Origin of the sequence: Pseudoxanthomonas jiangsuensis (assembly GCF_010093185.1) — a bacterium.
Taxonomy (GTDB): Bacteria; Pseudomonadota; Gammaproteobacteria; order Xanthomonadales; family Xanthomonadaceae; genus Pseudoxanthomonas; species Pseudoxanthomonas jiangsuensis.
The window spans coordinates 25,563-47,301 of the sequence record NZ_PDWL01000023.1 but is presented as its reverse complement, the minus strand read 5'-3'; the positions used below and the strand labels follow the sequence as shown (position 1 = coordinate 47,301).

The following is a 21,739-nucleotide window of genomic DNA, read 5'->3' as shown; positions in this document are numbered from 1 at the left end:
TCAGATGCGATGAGGGCCAAGCGGGTATCCGGAGAACCAATCCGCCTCGATCTCGCTGCTCAGGTAGGGTCGTACGAAGGCCGACTGGGTCAGCGCTCGCAGCCGCTCTTCGTGCTCAGCAATCGCCTCGATGTCGCTGACGGTTGGATAGTGCCGCAGCAGTCGATATGCCTCTTGCCGCACCTCTTTGGGCACGGCTTGGCTGGCCGCTAGCTGCCGGAGGAACGCGCCCGCCTGCAACACATTGCGGGTGCGCTCAGATGGCGTCGTCATGACATCAAGAATGGCTGGAACTAAGGAATGCTTAGCTTATCGCGTCTGTGGCCGGCTAGCGCACGGTGCAACTACAGACCTTGCGATTTCCAAATTAATCCGGTATAATCAATAACTTACTTCGCATAACGTCGCTTATGTAAAGCCGGGGTGCGGCCGGTATCCTTGATTGATTCCGCGCGCTCTTTCTACTGGCCTGCCGGCGCACCGCCCATGGGGCCGGTGACTGCGCCAGGCACGATCGTGGAGTTCTGCGACTCCTGCCGTGCGATGTATCCCCACGTGAAGCAACTGCTGGCCGCCCATCCTAAGGACGTGCGTCTGGTGATCCGCTATGTGCCCTTCCATGGACAGGTCTCCAAGGAAGCCATTGGTGTGCTGGAAGCGGCCCGGGAACAGAAGAAGTTCGAGCCGGTGCTGGAGACCTTGATGAGAAACCAGCCTGTGTGGGCCAGCCATGGCGCGCCGGATCCGAAAAAGGTATGGGAGTTTGCTGTCGCCGTCGGTTTGGACCGTGCGCGTGCACAGCGCTATCTGGCGACCGGGGCGGTCGAGACCCTGATCAAACGCGATGTGGCCGCTGTGGAAGCGGCCGACATTCGTGGCACGCCAACGTTCTTCGTCAACGGCAAGCTGCTATCCGAACTGGGTCCTCAGCAATTGAGCGCGCTCGTGGCAGCCGAGCTCCAGCGCACCCGAAAGAAGCCCTGATCTTGGCGCGGCCTGCCGAGGTACTCGGCAGGCCATGACGACGCGGCGAAGGATCACGATGTGGCACCGCCGCGACCGTGATGTCATCAGCTTGAGGCTGTGGCGCTAGGACCTGTCCTTATAGGCCAACAGACGCAGTGCGTTGAAGACCACCAAGAGTGTGGAGCCTTCGTGCACGGCCACCGCCGGACCGATGCCGAGCCCGAAAATTGTGGCCGGCACCAGGAAGGCGACGATGCCGAGGCTGACGAAGACGTTCTGCCGGATGATGCCGCGCGTGTGACGACTTAAACCCACGGCGAATGGCAGGTGCTTCAGGTCATCGGCCATCAATGCCACATCGGCCGTTTCCAGGGCCACGTCCGAGCCGGCCGCGCCCATGGCGATGCCGACGGTGGCATTGGCCATCGCAGGCGCATCGTTGACGCCGTCGCCAACCATGGCGACCTTGTCCTGATCGCGCAGCTTGCGGATCGCCTCGACCTTGTCTTCGGGCATCAGGTCGCCCCACGCCTCGTCCAGGCCGACCTCCTTGGCCACGGCCTGGGCCACCTTCTGGTGATCGCCGGAGATCATGATCATGCGCTCGATGCCCATGGCCTTCAGGCGCATCAGCGCCTGCTTGGCCGCCTCGCGTGGCGTGTCCATCAAGCCGATCGCGCCGAGCTCCCGATCGCCCAACCGCACGACCATGGTCGTCCTGCCCTGCTCGCGCAACGCGGCGATGGCCGCTGCCGCGGCGGCACCCAGGGCGGGAACCCCGTCCGCGCCGAACATCTCGGCCTTGCCGATCCATACCGGCTGATCGCCCAGACGGGCTTTGACGCCGCGGCCGATCAGGTTTTCCAAGTCCGAGGCCGTTGGCAACTTGCCTCTATCCAATCGGCTGCGACCATCACGCGCGATCGCGGCGGCCAACGGATGATCGCTCAGCGACTCCACCGCGACCGCTACCTGCAGCAGCTCGGTCTCCGACGCCCCGTCAACCGCCACCACATCGGTGATGCGCGGGCGCCCTTCGGTCAGGGTGCCGGTCTTGTCGAAGGCCATCGCCTTCAACGAACCCAGATCCTCCAGCGGCGCGCCGCCCTTGATCAGCACGCCCCCACGCGCCGCGCGGGCGATACCGGACAGGACCGCGCTCGGGGTGGCGATGGCCAACGCGCACGGACTGGCGGCCACCAGCACGGCCATGGCGCGATAGAAGCTGTCGCGGAACGGCTCATCCACCACCACCCAGGCAAACAGCAGCAGGAACGCCAGCGCCAGTACCGCAGGTACGAAGATCCGCTCGAAGCGATCGGTGAAGCGCTGGGTGGCCGACTTGCGTGTCTCGGCCTCGCTCACCATCTTCACCACCCGCGCCAGCGCGGAGTCCTCGGCGCGCTTGGTCACTTCCACTTCGATCGCACCGGCCCCATTGATGGTGCCTGCGAAGACCCGACTGGCCGCATCGACGCTGTCGGGCCTGCTTCGTGCCAGCGCGGCATCTTCCACCGGCCGCTTGTCCACCGGGATGGACTCGCCGGTCACCGGTGCCTGGTTGATGCTAGAGTTGCCCTTCAGCAGGAATCCATCGGCCGGCAGGCGCTCGTTGGGACGCACCAGTACCCGATCACCGAGCTGGAGGTCGCCGACCGGAATCTCGGTGGTGGACTCGCCGCGGATGACGATCGCCGTATCCGGCGCGAGCTCGGCCAGCGCCTCGATGGCGCGCTTGGCGCGTCCCATCGCGTAGTGCTCCAGCGCATGACCCAAGCTGAAAAGGAATAGCAGCAACGCACCTTCGGCCCAGGAGCCCAGCGCGGCGGCGCCGGCGGCGGCGACCAGCATCAAGGTGTCGATTTCAAAGCGCTTGAGCTTGAGGTTGTCGTAGGCCTCGCGCAGCGTGTAGGCGCCGCCAAAGACATACGCACCGATATAGCAGGCTGTGGGCAACCACCCCGGCAATGAAGCGGCGAACTTCTCGATCAGAAAGCCCACCAGCAGCAACGCACCACAGGTCAGGGCGAAGATCAGCTCGGTGTTGGGGCCGAGCAGGCCGCCGGTGTGGTCGTGGTCGTGCTTCTCCTCTCCGTGCTCCCCTTGTTTGCCGTCATGCGCATGACCGGCATGATCCTCGTGCTGGGACGGCTTGCCCGTCACCACGCGTGTAACGCCCATGCGCTTGAGAGAGGCCTCCAACCCGCTCTCGTCGATCTTCTCGCGCTCGAACTCCAGGTACACCGTGCCGGCCGAGCTGGCGCGGGCTTCCAGCACGCCGAACACCGAGCTCATCTGTTCGGCCACAGTGCGGGCGCGTCGCTCATGTCCGATGCCGGTGACCGTCCAGGTGAGGTGACCGAAGCTTTCGGTGACGCGTGCGCCCGCGGCCTGTGTCAGCTCGCGAATGCGGGCCAGCGACATCACCTGCGGATCGAAGTGCACGCATAGCTGGCCCAGCCCCTCCCCTTCGGCAGGTCGAATGTGGACGCGATCCACACCGGGGCGTGCGAGCAGTTCGCTCTGCAGGCGCTCGATGCACGCATCGGCGGCATCTCGCACGTGGGGAAGCACAACGGGAATGTCCAGGCGCAACTTGCCAAGGGAGGTATCCATATCGATCTCGTCAGTGCTGCGCAGATGAACCTGAGTGTCCACAGCGCAAGTGAGTGCCACGCGACAGCACGGTCGTTGCGACCGGCGCACGCGATCCCGAAGCAGCGGCTACGCCAAGGCGGCGTGCGCCGGCGCGATCACGCGATGGGTGGGCGTAAGGGATGCGTAGAGCGCTGGGCCAGCGCCAAGACCGCGGCGATGGGCGTATAGGCCTGGCCGGGGATGAGCGGCCCAGGGGCCGGGAAGTCCGGCAGGATCACCGCGTGTGCGCACACGTCCGAGTGATGGAACAGGCTGTGCGCCCCCTTGGCGTGCTCATCGGGCACCTCGCCCTTGGCATCGTGCGCATGCGCGGCTGCGCGCAGGTGCGGTACGCTGTGCTCCAGACCATGCAGCTGCCCGAGCTGGGTCAGGACCGGATGGGCCAGCACCGCCGCCACGACCAGCCACAGCGCGCCCAAGGCGAGCCAGGATCGGGGATGGGCGGTCAGAAGGCGCACGCGGAGGTCCCGGGCTGCACGAATGGCCCGACGATACCCAACCCGGTCGCGCACGCCAAGCGCTGTTACACCCTAACGCTGCAGCGCGATGACAGTTTCCTGAATTGCGTGATTGTCTAACGCGCAAGGGACTGACTACCATGCGCGCACCATGACGCGTGCCCTACGCCAACTCAGCCGATTCCTGCGCCTGCCGGCGCTGGCACTGCTGTTGTTCGCGGTGGTGGCCAATCCGGTGCTGGCGGCCGTGGGCGATATCCACGAGTCGGCCCAGGCCGTGGCCGATCATGCCGATCCGGAGCACTGCGATGTCAGCGATGACGCCACCAGCGCGGTGGTTGATCAGGATGCCGGCGATCAGGACGAGGGTTCGGCCGGCGATCTGCTGCACGCGCTGGTCCATGGCGCCCATGCGTGCGGCCACCCGGTGGCTATTCCCTCGCCCGCCCTTGTGGTCGATCCGCTCGCTCCTCAGGCGATCGCGCCTGTGCACGAGATCCAGCCGCTGGATTCCCTGCAGCCGCTGTCCCTAACCCGTCCCCCGATTACGGCCTAACGCTGCACGCCGGCTTGCCGGTGCATCGTTCTTTCGCCTAATCGGAGATACCTCATGTGGTTGCGACTGGCAGCGTGCGCTGCCTTTTTGGTCGTGCCCGTTGCGTACGCGCAGACGGGGACGGCGCCCTCTTCTACCCTTTCGTTGGACGACGCCATTGCGCGCGTTGCCACGACACACCCTGACCTGCGCATCTTCGACGGACGTCGTCAGGTCCTGGATGCCAACTTGGCATCGGCGGCCCTCAAGCCCCCGATGACCCTCGGCGCAACCATCGAAAACACGCTCGGCACCGGCAACTATCGCGGTTTCAGCGAGGCCGAGCTCACGGTCACCCTGGCTGGGGTGATCGAGCGCGGCGGCAAGCTCAACGCCCGGCAAGCCCTGGCGCTGGCCAACATTGATACGTTGGCGCCGCAGCGTGAGATGGCAAGGCTGGACCTGCTGGCCGAGACGGCGCAGCGTTATCTGGCGGTCACCGCGGCGACCAAGCGCAAGAGCATCGCCGAGTTGGACATTGTTCAACGTAGGCGCGCTGTCGATGCAGCACGTACCCGCCTGACCGCAGGTGCGTCACCTGAGTCCGTCGTGCTCACCGCACAGGCGGCCTTGGCCACGGCCGAGCTGGATCGGGATCGTGCCATTGCCGATGAAGCGGCCACGCGCCAGAACCTGGCGGCCCTGTGGAATGAGCGCACGCCCAGCTTCACCGTGGCCGCGGGCAATCCTTTGGTGCTGCCGGAACTGCAGAGCTTCAATGCACTGAGTGACTACCTGCAGAACACGCCCGAGCTTGCTGAGTTGGCGGGCGTGGAGCGTGTGCGTGAGGCCCAGCTACGTCTGGCTCGTACGCAAGCTACGCCTGATCTGCAGTGGCAGGCCGGTGGACGCTACAACCGATCTACGAGTGATGTGGGGTTCATGGCCGGCATCAGCATTCCGCTGGGGTCGGCACGCCGTGCCGCACCGGGCATCCGGGCGGCTGAAGCCGAACTGGCCATGACGCCGATCGAACGCGAGTCCCTGCGTATCGATCTGTACTCCGCGCTCACCAACGCCTACGGCAATTACTCCACGGCACGGTTGGAAGTCGGTCGCCTGCGTACCGACGTGATCCCGCGCTTGGAGAAGGCTGAGAAGGCCGCCGAGTACGCGTGGAAAGCCGGTGCGATCAGCTATCTGGAGTGGTCGCAGCTGCAGGCGCAACGCGTGGAAGCCAGCGTGCGCCAGCTGCAAGTGGCCGTCGATGCACAAGCTGCCCTGATCGAGATCCAGCGCCTGACCGGGCAGCCGATCGTCGCCAGCGGCACCACCACTCCATAAGGATTTCCACATGAAGAACGTTGCAAAGATTGCAGCTCCGACGTTGCTGCTGGGCGCTGTCCTGATGCTGGCCGCTTGCGGTGGTTCCAAGGACGCCACGGAAGAGAAAACGGCGCCTGCCAAAGAGGCCAGCGCTGAGGGTGACGATCACGGCGCCGAAGGCGAAGCCGGGCACGAGGAAGGGGAAGCTGGCCACGGTGAGGAAGCCGGCGGTCATGAAGAAGAAGGTGCCGAGAAGACCACGATCCCGCAGGAAGAAGCTGACAAGAGTGGCGTGAAAGTGGCCAAAGTCAGTGAGGGTGCCATCAAGAACGAACTGGAAGCCCAAGGCGTGCTGACGCCGATGGAAGGCGGCGTGGCCCAGGTCACTGCGCGCTACCCCGGCGTGGTGCGTACCCTGCGCGCCAATGTGGGCGATACCGTGCGTCAAGGCCAGGCGCTGGCCGTGGTGCACAGCAATCTGAGCCTCACCACCTACACCATCACCGCACCGATCAGCGGCGTCGTCCTCAGTCGACAAGGAAGTGTCGGTGGCGTAGCCGCCGAAGGCCAGCCGCTGTTTGAGATCGGCGATCTGTCCAAGGTGTGGGTCGACCTGCATGTGTTCGGGGCCGATGCGCAGTACCTGCGTCCGGGCGTGGCCGTCACGGTCAGTCGCCTGTACGACAACGTCAGCGCTACGACGACCATCGAACGCGTGCTGCCCAGCACGTCAACGGCGAGCCAGAGCCTGGTCGCCCGTGCCGCACTGCCCAACGAGGATGGCTTCTGGCGTCCAGGCACCGCGGTCAAGGCGCAAATCACGATGTCCACCAGCGATGCGGGCGTCGTGATTCCGCAGTCGGCCATCCAGAGCATGGACGGCAAGGACGTGGTGTTTGTGCGTGACGGCGATACCTACACGGCGCGGCCGGTGAAGCTGGGTGATCGTGACTCCACGCAAGTGGCCGTGCTGGAAGGCGTGAAGGCCGGCGAGGACATCGTGGTGACCCAGAGCTACCTGGTCAAGGCGGACATCGAAAAGTCCGGCGCGACACACGCGCACTAAAGGAGACCGTCATGCTCGAAAAAATCATAAAAGTCGCGATTAATCATCGCTGGCTGGTCATGACGTTGACGGTGGCCTTGATCGCCATCGGCATCTGGAGTGCCCGTCAGATCCCTATCGATGTCACCCCCGACATCACCAACGTCCAGGTTCAGATCAACACCGAAGCGGCCGGTTACTCGCCACTGGAGGCCGAGCAACGCGTCACGTTCCCCATCGAGACGGCCATGGCCGGTCTGCCGAAGATGGAGTACTTCCGCTCGATCTCCCGCTACGGGCTGTCCCAGGTCACCGTCGTGTTCAAGGACGGGACGGACATTTACTTTGCGCGTCAGCAGGTCTCCGAGCGCGTGGCGCAAGTGAAGGCGCAAATGCCCGAAGGTATCGAACCCACCCTGGGTCCGATTGCCACCGGTATGGGCGAGATCTTCTCCTACACCATCGATGCCGATCCCAAAGCCCGCAAACCCGATGGCACGCCCTACACCGCCACCGATCTGCGTACGCTGCAAGACTGGGTGATTCGTCCGCAACTACGCAACGTTCCGGGTGTGACCGAAGTCAACACCATGGGCGGCTTCAAGCGTGAGGTTCACGTCACGCCTGATCCTGCCAAGCTGCGCTCGCTGGACCTGACCTTTGAAGATGTAGTGACGGCCCTGCAGGCCAACAACCAGAATGTGGGCGCCGGCTACATCGAACGTAACGGCCAGCAGTTCCTGGTGCGTGTGCCGGCACAGGTCTCGGACATTCCTGCCATTCAGAAGATCGTCGTCACCCGTCGTGACGGTGTGCCCATTCGGGTTCGTGATCTGGCCAATGTGGCCGACGGTGAAGAACTGCGTACTGGTGCGGCAACCCAGAACGGCCACGAGGTCGTGCTCGGCTCGGTGGTCATGCTCGTGGGCTCCAACAGCCGTGACGTCTCCCAAGCCGCGGCCGCCAAGCTTCAGGAAGCGGCCAAGAGTCTGCCCAAGGGCGTTACTGCCACGCCGGTGTACGACCGTACCTCGCTGGTGGATCGCACGATTACCACGGTCGCCAAGAACCTGATCGAAGGCGCGTTGCTGGTCATCGTCATCCTGTTCCTGCTGCTAGGCAACTTCCGAGCTGCTCTGATCACGGCTGCGGTGATTCCACTGTCGATGCTGTTCACCTTGACCGGTATGGAGCGCGGTGGCGTGTCGGCCAACCTGATGAGCCTGGGCGCACTGGACTTCGGTCTGATCGTCGACGGCGCGGTCATCATCATCGAGAACTGCCTGCGTCGCTTTGGCGAACGTCAGCATGAACTCGGGCGTGAGATGACGCTGGAAGAGCGTTTTGAAGTGGCCTCCAGCGCATCGGCCGAAGTGATCCGACCGAGCTTGTTCGGTCTGGGCATCATCACCGCCGTCTACCTGCCGATCTTTGCCCTGACCGGTGTGGAAGGAAAGATGTTCCACCCGATGGCCATCACCGTGGTGCTGGCGCTGACGGGCGCGATGATCCTGTCCCTGACCTTCGTGCCCGCTGCCGTGGCGATGTTGCTCGGTGGCAAGGTCGAAGAGAAAGAGAACTGGCTGATGCGCTGGTTCCGTGGGCGCTACGAACCTTTGCTGGATCTGAGCCTGCGTAGCGGCAAGCTGGTGGCCATCGGTGCGATCGCCCTGCTGGTTGGCAGTGGGCTGCTCGCCTCTCGCATGGGTAGCGAGTTTGTTCCCAGCTTGGATGAGGGCGACTTCGCGCTTCAGGCCATGCGTATTCCCGGCACCAGCATGACCCAGTCCTTGGGCATGCAACGCATCGTGGAAGAACGTTTGCTGCAGTTCCCAGAAGTGGAGCGAGTGTGGTCGAAGATTGGTACGGCTGAGGTCGCCTCCGACCCGATGCCGCCGTCGGTGGCTGACACCTTCGTGATGGTCAAGCCGCGTGATCAGTGGCCCAACCCGCGCAAGCTCAAGGCGGACCTGGTGGCGGAAGTTGAGGCGGAGATGAAGAAGATCCCCGGCAACAACTACGAGTTCACCCAGCCGATCCAAATGCGTACCAACGAGCTGATTTCGGGCGTGCGCGCGGACGTGGCGATCAACCTGTACGGCGATGACCTGGATACGTTGCTGGAAGTGGGCCAGAAGATCGAGGCCGCCGCCCGCAAGGTACCCGGTGCAGCTGACGTTCGCCTGGAACAGGCTGCTGGCCTGCCCATGCTCTCGGTGCTGCCCGATCGGGAGGCCTTGGCACGCTATGGCCTGAATCCGGCTGACGTGCAGCGCAACGTGGCCACGGCCATCGGGGGTGAAGTCGCCGGCCAGCTGTTTGAGGGTGATCGACGCTTCGACATCGTGGTCCGTTTGCCAGAACAGCAGCGACTGGATCCCACTGCGCTCTCAGCACTGCCCATCTCGCTGACGGCGGCCATCGCGGCCAACCAGGCTGATGAGTCGGTGGGTACACAGGCCAACGCCGCTCAGGCGCAGGTCGTACCGCTGAGTTCGGTGGCACGCGTGGAGATCTCCGAGGGAGCCAACCAGATCAATCGTGAGAACGGCAAGCGGCGCATCATCGTGACCGCCAATGTCCGTGACCGCGATCTGGGCAGCTTCGTCTCCGAACTGCAGTCCACCATCGATCAACAGGTGACGGTGCCTACCGGCTACTGGATCGAGTACGGCGGCAGCTTCGAGCAGCTGATCTCGGCCAGTAAGCGTCTGTCCATCGTGGTGCCGGTGACCCTGGTGCTGATCTTTGCCCTGCTATTCATGGCCTTTGGTTCGGCCAAGGACGCGCTCATCGTCTTCAGCGGTGTTCCGCTGGCCTTGACCGGTGGCGTGCTGGCGTTGGCGCTGCGCGGGATTCCTCTGTCGATCTCGGCGGGCGTGGGCTTTATCGCGCTCTCAGGTGTGGCGGTGCTCAACGGCCTGGTGATGATCAGCTTCATCCGAAGCCTCCGCGAGAGCGGTCAGCCGATGGCCGAAGCCATCCGCGAAGGTGCGCTCACGCGTCTGCGACCGGTCCTGATGACGGCGTTGGTGGCCTCGCTTGGCTTCGTGCCGATGGCCCTGAATGTCGGTGCGGGCTCGGAAGTGCAGCGTCCGCTGGCCACCGTGGTCATTGGCGGAATCATCTCCTCCACGTTGCTGACGCTGGTGGTACTACCGGTGTTCTACCGATGGGTGCACACCCGCTTCAATCGCACCCCGGCGCACATGAAATCGTGACAGGGCACGGCGGCGGTGTACGCACCGCCGCCCTACCCCGTTCCTAGCCGCTCTTTTGCATCTGTTCCCAGGAGAACACGCATGAGCACAGGGCATGATCATGAAACGTCCGAGATCCGGTACGAGAAGCCCCTATGGTGGGCGCTCGGCCTGACTTCCACGTTCCTCATCGCCGAGATAATCGGCGGTCTGGTAACAAATAGTTTGGCGCTGCTATCCGATGCGGCGCACATGATGACCGATGTCATCGCCCTCACCGTGTCGTTGATCGCGGTGCGTATGAGTCGACGTCCGGCTGATGCTCGCCGCACCTATGGCTATGCCCGTATGGAAGCCATCGGCGCGATCATCAACGGCGGTCTGTTGTTCGTGGTCGCCGGCTACATCCTGTGGGAGGCGGTGGGACGTTTTCGTGAGCCGCCGGAAGTTGCGTCCACGGGCATGTTGGTCATCGCCATGCTGGGTTTGATCGTCAACCTGATCTCCATGCGCCTGCTACGCGCTGGCAGCGGCACCAGCTTGAATGTGAAGGGTGCCTACCTGGAGGTTTGGAGCGATATGCTCGGGTCGGTGGGCGTCATCATTGGCGCGATCGTCATCAAGGTCACGGGTTGGACGCTGGTCGATCCGATCATTGCGGTGTTGATCGGCCTGTGGGTGCTACCCCGTACCTGGACCCTGCTCAAGCAGGCGGGCCATATCCTGATGCAGGGTGTGCCGGAAGGCATGGATGTGGCGGCCATCCGCAAGCGGCTGATCGAGATGCCGGCCGTGCAAGAGGTCCATGATCTTCATGTGTGGTCGTTGGGGACTGGGCAGGTCGTGCTGACGGCTCACATCGTACTGGCGGCGGGAGTGCCCGATCCGGACACGATCCAAGTCGAGCTCACCCGGGTGATCGAGCAGCAGTTCGATATCCACGACGTGGCTTTGCAGGTGGAACGCACTTCGTGCAAAAGCGAGGTGGGTCATGCCTGACCGGAATCGAGCGAGTTTCCGCAAGGTTTTCGCCCGATTCCAAGACACATCGCTCCGAGGTTCAACAAGCGCACACCGTCCGCGTTGGCGGGTGGCGCTGAGCCTGGAGCTGGTCATCCTGACGGTTGCCGTCTTCTTTGCGTTCACCGCAAACGGCGCCTTCTGGGCCAGTGTCAAAGAGTCAGACGTCCTAAGCGGGGCGAGAGAACTGCGTTTCTACATCGGGGTGACCGCTGCCCTGGTTGGCTTGCATGCGTTGCTGTTCGGCTTGGTGCTCAACCGCTGGATTGCCCGACCTGTTCTGGCGATCCTGCTGGTGACCACCGCCTCGGCGGCTTACTTCGCCAGCACGTACGCGGTCTATCTGGATCCGAGCATGGTCCGCAACGTGATCCGGACCGATGTGGCAGAGGCCCGTGAGCTGTTGACCTGGGACATGGTGGGCACGGTCTCGCTGATGGGCGTGCTGCCGGCGGCCGCTTTGTGGCTGGTGCACTTGCCGCGCTTCACGCTCAAGCAGGCCCTGCTACGCCGGATGCTGTTCCTGGGTGCGATGTTGTTACTCACGTGCGTGGGGGTGATGGCCACCTTCCAGGACGTGTCCTCGCTGATGCGCAATGACAAAGCGCTGCGCTACCTGATCGCGCCGGGCAACTACCTGGCGTCCATCACGCGCGTGCTCAGCCAAGAGGCCGGGAGCCCAAAGCTGCCGCGCCAGGTCGTGGCGGCCGATGCCCGCCAGCAGGCGCACGCGCCCTCGACCAAGTCCCACCTGTTGGTGGTCGTGGTTGGCGAGACCGTGCGCGCCCAGAACTGGGGCTTAAACGGCTACGAACGGCAGACCACGCCTCAGCTGTCGAAGTTGAACGTCATCAACTTCAGCGACGTCACTGCGTGCGGGTCCAACACGGAAGTCTCCGTGCCCTGCATGTTCTCCCTTGCTGGCCGGCGCAACTACGACCGCGAGAACATCGTGGGTTCCGAGTCGCTGCTACACGTGCTGGAGCGGGCCGGCGTCAAGACGTTGTGGCGGGACAACCAGACCGGCTGCAAGGGCGTCTGCGATGGTTTGTCCTTCGAGTCCTACCGCAAGCCGCCGGAGAGCTCGCTGTGCGATGACCAGGCCTGCCGTGATGCGGTGATGCTGCAAGGTTTGCACGATGTGATCGATGACAACCCCGGCGACACGGTGGTGGTTCTGCATCAACTGGGCAATCACGGGCCGGCGTACTTCAAACGCTATCCGGAAGCACTCCGTCAGTTTCGGCCTGACTGTCGTTCCTCGGATCTGGGCAGCTGCACGCGGCAAGAGATCGTCAACGCCTACGACAACGCCATCCTGGAAACGGATGACTTCCTGTCCAAGACGATCCAGATGCTCTCGCAAGACACCACGCACGACACGGCGATGATCTATGTCTCCGATCACGGCGAGTCGCTGGGCGAAGGCAACGTCTATCTGCACGGCTTGCCCTACTCCATTGCGCCGGACACCCAGATCAAGGTGCCGATGGTGGCCTGGCTTTCACCGGGCATGGCCGGCGGTAAGGGCGTCAACACCGCGTGCGTGCGCAGTCGGGCAAGCCAGCCGATCAGCCACGACAACCTGTTCCATTCCGTCCTGGCATTGATGCAGGTCAAGACCGAGGCCTACGAGCCGACGCTGGATGTGTTCTTCGGATGTCAGGCCACGGCGGGAGCCTCGCCATGAGGCCTTCCGACTGTACTCCCACCTCTGCCCGGCGAACATCGCCGGGCCTTCCGATGCTTTGCGCGAGATTGCGATCGAAGCGCGCACTCACTCTTTCTCGAGGAACGTCCCATGGCTGATGGGTATGGCCACCTGCCGCGTGGTCCCAAGCGTTTGATGATGGCCACGTGCTGGTCTTTTCAAGGACTGCGCGCCGCTTGGCTGCATGAATCCTCCTTCCGACTTGAAGTGGTAATCGCCCTTGTGATGGCACCGCTGGGACTGCTGCTGGGTGAGAACGGTGTGGAGCGCGCCTTGCTGGCGATCTCCGTCCTGCTGGTACTGCCCGTGGAGCTTCTCAACTCGGCCATCGAGGCAGTGATCGAGCGCTACGGCCCCGAACACCACGAACTGGCCGGTCGCGCCAAGGACATGGGTTCGGCCGCCGTCTTCCTGACTTTGGCCATGGCGGCGCTGACATGGCTGGCCATCTTGGCCAGCTGATGCGACGCCTTTGGAGCGTGATATGGCATACGTACTGTTAGCCGCACTGGTGATTGCCCTGGGCTGGGGACTGAAGTCGGCGATGTCGATTCCCCACCCCGATGGCCTCACCGTGATTCTCAGCAGCACCGTGGTGCTGACGGGCGCGCTGTTCTGGGTGGTGGTCACCCTGCACGCGCTGGATCTGCTGGTGGCGTTCAAGCGCGACGATCGCCGGTATCTGTCCGAGTTCGCGGCCGCGATGCGGCCACGCCTGCGTGAGTTGCTGGTGGCCGCGCCGGTGATGTTGCTCGGCTTGCTCATCGCCTATCGATCCGTGGGCACCGCCGGCACCGTGGTCGCCGCCCTGGAGGCGCCGTTCTACGCGCTCGCCATCGCGTCGGCGCTGATGGCCAGACCCCTGCAGGCCATACCCGTGCGCCGGCGGCGCACGGGCATTGTGCTGAGCGTGATCTACGGCGCCCTGTTCACCATCACGGCGGTCCTGCAGTCGGCTGTCGCCACCCGCACGGGCATGCAGGGCGCCGCGCCGTGGTTGGGGGTGACGTCGGCCCTGGCAGCGATCGCGGCCTGGGTGTCGGCGGCCAAATTCAGAGCTTCGATCGAGCAGGCACGCGCCCTGTCATCGCCGGTGATCGAGAGCTTCGGCAATCCCTTTCCCCGCCATCAGAACCGGCCGTCCCCACCGGACGGGACGTCGCCGCCTTTGCGCAAAGGGCCGTCCGGGCCGCCGCCGCACGGCGGACGAAAGCGTCGACGCCGCTTCTAGATCGCGCGATCCCGCACCGAAGGTTTCCCGTTCTCTTCCTCTGTTTGCACGAGCGATACGCCGATGCGTCATTCCCTTAGCGACCTCTCCCCTCGCCAGACGTGGCTGCTGATCCTGCTGGTCATCGCGGCGTTGCTGGCCGGCCTGGGCTTACGCGAGCCGATGCCCGCAGACGAGCCGCGCTTCGTACTGGCGGCCAAGACCATGGTGGAGACCAGCCAATGGCTGTTCCCGCAGCGCGGGATTGAGCTCTACGCCGAGAAGCCGCCCACCTTCATGTGGCTGCAGGCGGCCAGTTATGTGCTGGTGCGCAGTTGGGATGTGGCATTCCTGCTGCCGTCCTTGCTGGCCGCGCTGCTGACGCTGTGGCTGACCGGCGATCTTGCTCGGCGCCTGTGGGGAAAGCGCACGACCGACTACACCGTGTTGGGCCTGTTCGTCTGCCTGCAGTTCGTGCTGCAAGCCAAGCGCGCGCAGATCGACATGGTGCTGGTGGGCATGACCACGCTCTCGCTATGGGCGCTGGTGCGCTACCTGCTTGAAAAGCCCAGCCCCTGGCTGCTGATGGTGGCCACCTTCGCCGCTGGCTTGGGCACGGTCACCAAGGGCGTGGGCTTTCTGCCGTTGTTGGTGTTCGTGCCTTGGCTGTGGGTGCGGTGGAAGTCGCCCCACCTCCTGCCCTCGCACCGAGGGGTGCATGTGCTGGCCGGCATTGCGGGTTTTGTGCTGGGCGCGGGTGTGTGGCTGGTACCGATGCTGGCCACGGTGGCGGCCTCATCGGATCCGGCCCTGCACACCTACGCGCGGGAAATGCTGTTCAAGCAGACCGGCACCCGCTACGCCAATGCCTGGCACCACGTAAAACCCGCTTGGTACTACCTACAGACCATGCTCACGCTGTGGCTGCCAGGCGTGCTGCTCGCGCCGTGGTTGCTGCCGGCGTGGTGGCGGCGTGTGCGTCGCGTGGACCCGCGTTACGCGCTACTGCTCGGTTGGGCGCTGCTGGTGCTGGTCTTCTTCAGTGCCAGCCCGGGCAAGCGCGAGGTCTACATCTTCCCGATGCTGCCTGCCCTGGCGCTCGCCGCATCGCCGTTGTTGGCCGGCTTGCTGCGCCGGCGTGGCGTACGCGCGGTGCTGTGGTCGTACCTGTCGGTGGTGATCACCCTGACGGGCGCCTTGGGCCTGTGGTTACTGACCGCCTCGCCCGAACGCGTGCAAGGCCTGCTCGAAGGACGCGGCATGGACATGAGCACCGTCAAGCAGGTCAGTGGCTGGCTGCTGGCCTTCACCGTCGTGAGCCTGGTCGTGATGGTCGCCGCACGCCGGAGGGTGGTGTTTGCGCTGGTGGCGGTCACCGCCTCGCTGTGGATCGCCTATGGCGTGGGATTCATGCCGGCGCTCAGTCCTGACAGTTCTGCCAAAGCGCTGATGCAACGCGTGGAGGCCACCATCGATCTGGATGCGGAACTGGCCATGCTCGGCTGGCGCGAACAGCATCTGCTCCAGGCCGACCGGCCGGTTACCGAGTTCGGTTTCAAGAAGCCCTGGGTGGAGCAGTGGCAGCAGGCGCACACCTGGCTGCTGCAGGACCCGACGCGACGCTGGCTGTTCCTGCGCAAGGAAGCCATTGGGCCTTGCCTGGATCCAATGCAGGTCATCGACATCGGCGCCTCCAATCGACGCGCCTGGATTCTGGCACCGGGTACGGCCTGGATTCTGGACTGCGAAGTCCCGGCCACGTGGTCAGCCGATGTCAGCGAAGACTGAGTCATCCTTCTCCTTTCCCGCACGCCCTTCTGCTGAGTCCTTCGCCATGCAAAGCCCGTCCCTGCCCCGGATGCCCAGTCTGTCAGTCGTCATTCCCGTCTTCAACGAACGCGGCAACATCGGGCCGCTCGTGCAGGAGGTGGTGCATCACCTGCGCGGCAAGATCGCCTTCGACATCATCTGTGTGGACGATCGCTCCGACGATGACACGCGTGAGGTACTCGTCTGGCTCAAAGCCGAGGTGCCCGAACTGCGGGTGTTGCTGCACCATCAACGCAGTGGGCAAAGCACCGCCATCCGCAATGGCGTCAAGCACGCGCTCTCGCCCTGGATCGCCACGCTCGATGGCGACGGCCAGAACGATCCGGCCGACATCCTGAAACTACTGACCGCTCGCCAAGCGGCTTCGCCGCAGATACGCCTGTTCGCTGGCTGGCGCACCGAGCGCAAGGACACGGCCAGCAAGCGCTGGGCCTCGCGCTGGGCCAATCGCATCCGGCAATCACTGTTGCGGGATGACACGCCCGATACCGGCTGTGGCATCAAGCTGTTCGACCGCGCTGCATTCTTGGACCTACCCTATTTCGATCACATGCACCGCTACCTGCCGGCACTGATGCAGCGCGCCGGCTGGAAGACACTCAGTGTGCCGGTCTCCCACCGACCGCGGGGATCGGGCCAGTCCAAGTACACCAACCTGGGCCGTGCGCTGGTGGGCATCCGCGACCTGATGGGCGTGGGCTGGCTGATCCAGCGCAGCCATGTAACCGCCACCAGCGAGCTCAGTGCTGGCTGCAAGTCATGAACGTAATGGATCAGGAAATCCTATGGTTGAGCTGGACGGGCCTACATACAACGCCCTGGAAGCTCATTGGCCTGACCGGTGCGGCCTTCTTCGGCGTGCGCTGGCTGATCCAGTTCGTGGCGTCCAAACGCGCCGGCCGGCCGGTGATCCCGCGCCTGTTCTGGTACATGAGTTTGTGCGGCAGCCTGATGGCTTTGAGCTACTTCCTGTTCTCGTCCAAGCAGGATGCCGTGGGCGTCGTGCAGAACCTGCTGCCGGCCTTCACCGCCGCGTATAGCCTGTATCTGGACATACGCCATCACCGTAGCATTGGTACGAGCGCCGTAGCCAAACCCGCCTCGTCCCCTTCCGAGGACGATCACTCCTGCTAGATCGTGGCACTGGGCTGCGCGCTTGGTCGACTTTCGCGCCACGCAGCCCGCAACACGCGCACCGCCGAGCGCAGGAACAGAACCAGCAACGCTGCAGCAATCACTAGGTCGGGCCACCCCGCGCCGAAGGCCCACACCAGCGCCGCGGCCAGGATGACGGCGACGCCCTCGTAGATATCATTGCGCGAACACTCCCACGCCGAGGCCATGTTGATATCGCCGGCGCGATAGGGGTTCAGCAACCACAGGCAGACCGCATTGGCCGCCAAGTTAAGCAACGCAGCCACCCCCATGCTCTCAAAGATCGGAACACCCGGATGGGCCAAGCGCCAGACGATCTGTACGCCTACCGCGATCGCGGCCCCTAGGATCAAGAAGCCTTTGAGCAGGGCCACCCGGCCCTTCAGGTGTGCCGATGCGCCCACCACCGCCAGGCTCACCGCATAGGTCAGCGCATCCCCGAGGTTGTCCAGGCTTCCGGACAACAGGGACGAAGAGTGGGAGTGCCACGCGGCGAGGGCCATCATGACGAAGGTCGCCAGGTTGATCAGCAGCACGATCACCAGCACCTTGCGCTGCTTGGCTTGCATACCCGCTACATCGACTACCTTGCCGCAGCCACAGCATTCAGACATCACGCGCTCCGTTGAGGGGCCACTCCTGCAACCGGAAAATCACAGTTTGGGCCCGGCTAGCGTAAAGTCTGTAGTAACTACAGAGTCAAGCGATCCTTCCATGAAGATCAGTCAGGCTGCCGAAGCCAGCGGATGCCACCTTGAAACCATCCGCTACTACGAGAAGATCGGGCTGCTGCCCCACCCCACTCGCACGGACAGTGGTTATAGGGCTTATACGAGCGCCGATATCGAGCGCCTGCGGTTCATCGCGCGAGGGCGGGATCTGGGCTTCAGTCTGGAAGAGATCCGCAGCCTCCTGCAACTGGCCAGCGATGAGCGTTTGTCCTGCGACGACGTCGATCGCCTGGCGCGTACACATCTGACCGATATTCGTGCGCGCCAGGAAGATCTTCGCCGGATGGCCGATGAACTTGAGCGTGTCATCATCAGTTGCCACGGGGGACAGCGGGCCGAGTGCACGATTCTTTCGACGCTACGTCAGCCAACGCAAAGCTTTGAGGTGTAACTGTGTAGCGTTTTTTTACTATCGGCCAAAAGCGCTGCGCTTATGTTAGCAATCCCATATCAAGGAAATTGTTCAGAACCCACTGACGCCGCCACGATGCGTGGAGAGATACGTAGATTCACCCTCGCCCTGTGCGGCTTTGCGATGCTCGCCGCTCAGCTCTTCCACATCTATCTTCCCTGGCTGATTGCGCGACCGGCGATGCTCGCCTTCCTGATGCTGATGCTGTTCGGCACGCCTATGCTCCTGTTTCCGCTGGCAAGGAGCCCGATCACTCTGGCGGTTCTCGTTGCGATGGCAGGCTGGTCGCCAGCCTGTGGATCGGCGGTGAAGGCACGCCTTCTGCATCGAGGCTCGGTCCGCAGCAATCGGCGACCAGCATCGGGCCGATTCTGGCGCCGATCGCCGTCGCCGCCATCAGCACGGATGGGCAGTTTGTCGTTGCCTGGGGGCTGGCCGCGGCTTCGCTCATGCTGACGCTCAGCCTTTCACGGCTCTGGCCCCAGCGCGGCGCTGGCTCCCCCGATTGTCCCCGTCCCTGAACCTCGCGGCACGGCAGAAGTCCGCAGCTCTCGATGCCCCATCACCCGCCTGCGCGCGGCGATGAAGAACGTGTTTTCAGCTCTCGGTCAACGGCAAGAGGATGTAGAACTTGGTCAGCTTCTCGTCGGACAGCGCGCTGACCGACCCGCCATGCGCCTCGACGATGGATTTGACGATGGCCAGTCCCAGCCCGGCGCCTTCGCCCTTTCGGTGGGCGGCGTGCCCCACCCGGTAGAAGCGGTTGAAGATGCGCGAGAGCTCCTCGGGTGGAATCTTCTCGCCGGGATTCTCCACGCTGATGATGACGTCCCGATCCTTCTGCGAGAACCTCACGGTGATGGTTTCGCCACTGGGCGTGTACCGGATCGCATTGGAGATCAGATTGCTGAGCGCCCGGCGAAGCATTTCCCGATCACCGCGGATCGGTGTCGTGCGGCCGCGAAGTTCGAGCTTCACGCCTCGCTCTTCCACCAAGGCCTCGAAGTACTCGAACAGCCCCCGGACGGCGTCCTCAAGGACCACGCTCTCCAGATTCAGATTGCCCGGATCGTTCTCGGTCTGAGCCAGGAACAGCATGTCGTTGATCATGCGGTTCAGGCGCCCGAACTCTTCCAGGTTGGAATAGAGAATCTCCCGATACTCGTCGGCCGAGCGGGCCTGACCGAGCGCCACTTCCGTCTGCGTGGTCAGGTTCGTGACCGGCGTGCGCAACTCGTGGGCGATGTCGGCCGAGAAGTTCGCCAGTTGCTCGAACCCATCCTCGATGCGCCCGAGCATGTCGTTGAAGGACGCGATGGTTTCTTCCAGCTCGACCGGTACAGCCTTGGGATCCAATCGCAGATACAGCTTGGACGAGGTGATCGCGCGAATCTTCTCGTTCGCCCTGTGGATCGGAATGTGCCCCCAGCGAACCGCGAACCAGGCGACAAGGATCGCGATGCACATGACCACGCAGATGGTCCACCACTGGATGCGCTTGAAGCTCCGGATGAATTCGAGATGGCCGCCGATGTTCATCGCCACGGCGATCGTGTAGGTACCGCTCAGACTGGTGTCGCCCCCGACCTGGATGACGCCACCTCGATAGGACTTCCCGTTCTCTTCCCATATCGTCATGCTTTGCCTGTCCGCCAGAGGGACGGGAGGTGTGCGCCGGGCGAAGCTCGCCAGGTCCGGACCGTCCTTCGGCGCGTACAGCGTCTTTCCGCCGGCATCAGCGACATAGTAGTAGACCCCGTGATGCCCCCGAACCGCACGGCGCAAGGCCTGCGTATCGCTTCCGTCCTGCACCTCGCCCAGTGCCCGGATGACCGAACTGGCGATCACGCCCAACTCTTCCTCATCCATTTCGGCGAAATGCCGGTCGAGGGATCCCACGCTGACCCAGCTGAACAGCAGGAGCACCACCATCATTGCGATGCCGACGAGGCCGGTGACCCGTGCGGAGAGCGAAGCCGGACGCCGCAGAAAGGCAAACCGGTCAGGCATCCGGCAGGTCCAACGTGTAGCCCATGCCACGTACGGTCTGGATGAGCTTGGGCTCGAAGCTGTCGTCGATCTTGGCGCGCAGCCGCCGGATCGCGACGTCGATGACGTTGGTGTCGCTGTCGAAATTCATGTCCCAGACCTGCGAGGCGATCAGCGAACGCGGCAGCACCTCGCCTTGGCGACGCGCCAGCAGTTCGAGCAAGGCGAACTCCTTGCTGGTCAGGTTGATACGCTGCCCGGCCCTCGTGGCACGACGGCGCGCCAGATCCAACTCCAGATCCGCAATCTGGATGCGATCGTGCGGAATAGGCGAACCCCCTCTGCGCAACAACGTCCGGACGCGCGCGAGCAGTTCCGAGAACACGAACGGCTTGACCAAGTAGTCGTCGGCGCCCAACTCCAATCCCTGGACGCGATCGTCGACGCTGCTGCGAGCGGTCAGGAACAGCACCGGCACCTGGTTGCCTGCCGCCCGGATGGTTTGCAGGATTTTCCGCCCATCCATGCCCGGCAACATGACGTCGAGCACGATCAGGTCGTAATGCTCGGTCGTGGCCATGTGCAGGCCGTCGGGCCCATCGCGCGCCAAGTCGACGACGAACCCGGCCTCCATCAGCCCTTGACGGACGTAGTCCGCCGTCTTGTGCTCGTCTTCGACAACCAGAAGTTTCATGTCAGCCCTATGCCCGCACTCGTTCGTGCTTCCGGCTCCCGCCACGACGGATGGATCATGATGGGTCACTGGAATCTACCGAGGCGAAGCTGCCATAAGGATGACGCAAAGATTACATATCAGTAATCATTTCGTCACCATTTGGGCCGGAGCGGCGTTGAACGAGTGAATGCCAAACGATCGTGTCAGCGTCCGCGCCTCAGCAGCAGGCTGATCGCGGTTGCGGCGGCCAGCGCGAACAGGGCCGAAATGAACCAGAGGAAATCCGAATCCAGGAGGATGTTGCTGAACAGGAAGCGCCCAAACGCGACGACGGCACCGATGGCCGTGGCCCAGTACAGGCATCGCGCCCGGCCGGAGAGCAGGAAGCCTCCAATCCCCAGCAGCAGGACGCCAAATCCGGCAATGAAACCACCCCAGGTGCGGAACACGGTGCCGAGCCATTCCAGGAACGCCGGGGGCAACGTGCCTGGGTCGATACCGGTGTGCCGGATATCCTCGGGCAGAAGCGCGGGGCGCAACACTAGGAAGAACACCGCAGTCCCCATGGTGAGGAGGCCGAGCACCAGGAGCAGGATGCCGCTCAGCGCGTCCCTCCGATCGACAATGTGCTGCTTCATCGCGTCCAATCTCCACGACCGCTTCGAGCGCCGACCCGACCAGGTCGGCAAGCCAGGCTGCTACTGACACTGCAAGACGCCATCTGCCACAACGATGACGTGGTGATTACATGAATGTAATCAACGCGTAACTGACCCGACAGCGACGCCTTTCTACGCTCAGGAGGCATCGTCGCCAA

The 21,739-nt window shown here is 63.7% G+C and carries 21 protein-coding genes; 13 read left to right on the top strand and 8 right to left on the bottom strand.

The window, feature by feature from the left end; translation table 11 throughout:
• Positions 1-273, bottom strand: coding sequence for a BPSL0761 family protein (locus CSC62_RS13615; RefSeq protein WP_046933515.1), 273 nt, complete (start codon positions 271-273; stop codon positions 1-3).
• A gap of 213 nt (positions 274-486) precedes the next feature.
• Between CSC62_RS13615 and CSC62_RS13610 the strand changes: the two genes are divergently transcribed.
• A complete protein-coding gene (locus CSC62_RS13610; protein WP_281353321.1) occupies positions 487-984 on the top strand; it encodes a DsbA family protein in 498 nt (165 codons plus the stop codon).
• Between the two features lie 105 nt (positions 985-1,089).
• On the opposite strand, the gene CSC62_RS13605 is transcribed toward CSC62_RS13610, so the two are convergent.
• Both CSC62_RS13605 and CSC62_RS13600 read right to left on the bottom strand, forming a co-directional pair.
• A complete protein-coding gene (locus tag CSC62_RS13605) occupies positions 1,090-3,582 on the bottom strand; it encodes a heavy metal translocating P-type ATPase (RefSeq protein WP_162407229.1) in 2,493 nt (830 codons plus the stop codon).
• Between the two features lie 137 nt (positions 3,583-3,719).
• Positions 3,720-4,082, bottom strand: coding sequence for a hypothetical protein (locus CSC62_RS13600; protein WP_162407228.1), 363 nt, complete (start codon positions 4,080-4,082; stop codon positions 3,720-3,722).
• A gap of 112 nt (positions 4,083-4,194) precedes the next feature.
• On the opposite strand from CSC62_RS13600, the gene CSC62_RS13595 reads away from it, so the two are divergent.
• The 11 genes from CSC62_RS13595 to CSC62_RS13545 all read left to right on the top strand — a co-directional run bounded on the left by CSC62_RS13595 (position 4,195) and on the right by CSC62_RS13545 (position 17,093).
• Positions 4,195-4,638 (top strand): hypothetical protein, encoded by a 444-nt coding sequence (locus CSC62_RS13595; RefSeq protein WP_162407227.1) that lies wholly within the window; start codon positions 4,195-4,197, stop codon positions 4,636-4,638.
• A gap of 54 nt (positions 4,639-4,692) precedes the next feature.
• A complete protein-coding gene (locus CSC62_RS13590; RefSeq protein ID WP_162407226.1) occupies positions 4,693-5,961 on the top strand; it encodes a TolC family protein in 1,269 nt (422 codons plus the stop codon).
• A gap of 10 nt (positions 5,962-5,971) precedes the next feature.
• Complete coding sequence (locus tag CSC62_RS13585; protein ID WP_162407225.1) at positions 5,972-7,009, top strand: efflux RND transporter periplasmic adaptor subunit; 1,038 nt, start codon at positions 5,972-5,974, stop codon at positions 7,007-7,009.
• An 11-nt stretch (positions 7,010-7,020) separates the two neighbouring features.
• On the top strand, positions 7,021-10,209 hold the full coding sequence (locus CSC62_RS13580; protein WP_162407224.1) for an efflux RND transporter permease subunit: 3,189 nt from the start codon (positions 7,021-7,023) through the stop codon (positions 10,207-10,209).
• Between the two features lie 81 nt (positions 10,210-10,290).
• Positions 10,291-11,187, top strand: a complete 897-nt coding sequence (locus tag CSC62_RS13575; RefSeq protein ID WP_162407223.1) for a cation diffusion facilitator family transporter — start codon at positions 10,291-10,293, stop codon at positions 11,185-11,187.
• Between the two features lie 91 nt (positions 11,188-11,278).
• The gene (locus CSC62_RS13570; RefSeq protein WP_246194443.1) at positions 11,279-12,898 is read left to right on the top strand and encodes a phosphoethanolamine transferase; all 1,620 of its coding nucleotides are present in this window, start codon (positions 11,279-11,281) and stop codon (positions 12,896-12,898) included.
• A 111-nt stretch (positions 12,899-13,009) separates the two neighbouring features.
• Positions 13,010-13,381 carry a diacylglycerol kinase gene (locus CSC62_RS13565; protein ID WP_162407221.1) on the top strand — a complete coding sequence of 124 codons (372 nt, stop codon included), beginning with the start codon at positions 13,010-13,012 and terminating at the stop codon, positions 13,379-13,381.
• Positions 13,382-13,403: 22 nt separating this feature from the next.
• Complete coding sequence (locus CSC62_RS13560; protein WP_162407220.1) at positions 13,404-14,150, top strand: hypothetical protein; 747 nt, start codon at positions 13,404-13,406, stop codon at positions 14,148-14,150.
• A 63-nt stretch (positions 14,151-14,213) separates the two neighbouring features.
• A complete protein-coding gene (locus tag CSC62_RS13555; protein WP_162407219.1) occupies positions 14,214-15,917 on the top strand; it encodes an ArnT family glycosyltransferase in 1,704 nt (567 codons plus the stop codon).
• Between the two features lie 70 nt (positions 15,918-15,987).
• Positions 15,988-16,722: a glycosyltransferase family 2 protein gene (locus CSC62_RS13550; RefSeq protein WP_162407246.1), complete on the top strand. Its 735-nt coding sequence runs from the start codon at positions 15,988-15,990 to the stop codon at positions 16,720-16,722.
• Between the two features lie 5 nt (positions 16,723-16,727).
• A complete protein-coding gene (locus CSC62_RS13545) occupies positions 16,728-17,093 on the top strand; it encodes a lipid-A-disaccharide synthase N-terminal domain-containing protein (RefSeq protein WP_407073747.1) in 366 nt (121 codons plus the stop codon).
• Here the strand turns inward: CSC62_RS13545 and CSC62_RS13540 are convergent.
• The gene (locus CSC62_RS13540) at positions 17,090-17,728 is read right to left on the bottom strand and encodes a cation efflux transmembrane domain-containing protein (RefSeq protein ID WP_162407217.1); all 639 of its coding nucleotides are present in this window, start codon (positions 17,726-17,728) and stop codon (positions 17,090-17,092) included. The genes CSC62_RS13545 and CSC62_RS13540 overlap by 4 nt on opposite strands.
• Positions 17,729-17,828: 100 nt before the next feature.
• Between CSC62_RS13540 and CSC62_RS13535 the strand changes: the two genes are divergently transcribed.
• Positions 17,829-18,236, top strand: coding sequence for a MerR family transcriptional regulator (locus tag CSC62_RS13535; RefSeq protein WP_162407216.1), 408 nt, complete (start codon positions 17,829-17,831; stop codon positions 18,234-18,236).
• A 271-nt stretch (positions 18,237-18,507) separates the two neighbouring features.
• Here the strand turns inward: CSC62_RS13535 and CSC62_RS13530 are convergent, their stop codons facing one another.
• The 4 genes from CSC62_RS13530 to CSC62_RS13515 all read right to left on the bottom strand — a co-directional run bounded on the left by CSC62_RS13530 (position 18,508) and on the right by CSC62_RS13515 (position 21,560).
• Entirely contained in the window at positions 18,508-18,708 is a 201-nt protein-coding gene (locus CSC62_RS13530) for a hypothetical protein (RefSeq protein ID WP_155944466.1), read from the bottom strand.
• Between the two features lie 146 nt (positions 18,709-18,854).
• On the bottom strand, positions 18,855-20,267 hold the full coding sequence (locus CSC62_RS13525) for a Cu(+)/Ag(+) sensor histidine kinase (protein WP_162407215.1): 1,413 nt from the start codon (positions 20,265-20,267) through the stop codon (positions 18,855-18,857).
• Positions 20,260-20,940, bottom strand: a complete 681-nt coding sequence (locus tag CSC62_RS13520) for a heavy metal response regulator transcription factor (protein ID WP_054665569.1) — start codon at positions 20,938-20,940, stop codon at positions 20,260-20,262. The genes CSC62_RS13525 and CSC62_RS13520 overlap by 8 nt, the downstream gene beginning before the upstream one ends.
• Positions 20,941-21,125: 185 nt before the next feature.
• On the bottom strand, positions 21,126-21,560 hold the full coding sequence (locus CSC62_RS13515) for a hypothetical protein (RefSeq protein WP_054665567.1): 435 nt from the start codon (positions 21,558-21,560) through the stop codon (positions 21,126-21,128).
• Between the last annotated feature and the right edge of the window lie 179 nt (positions 21,561-21,739).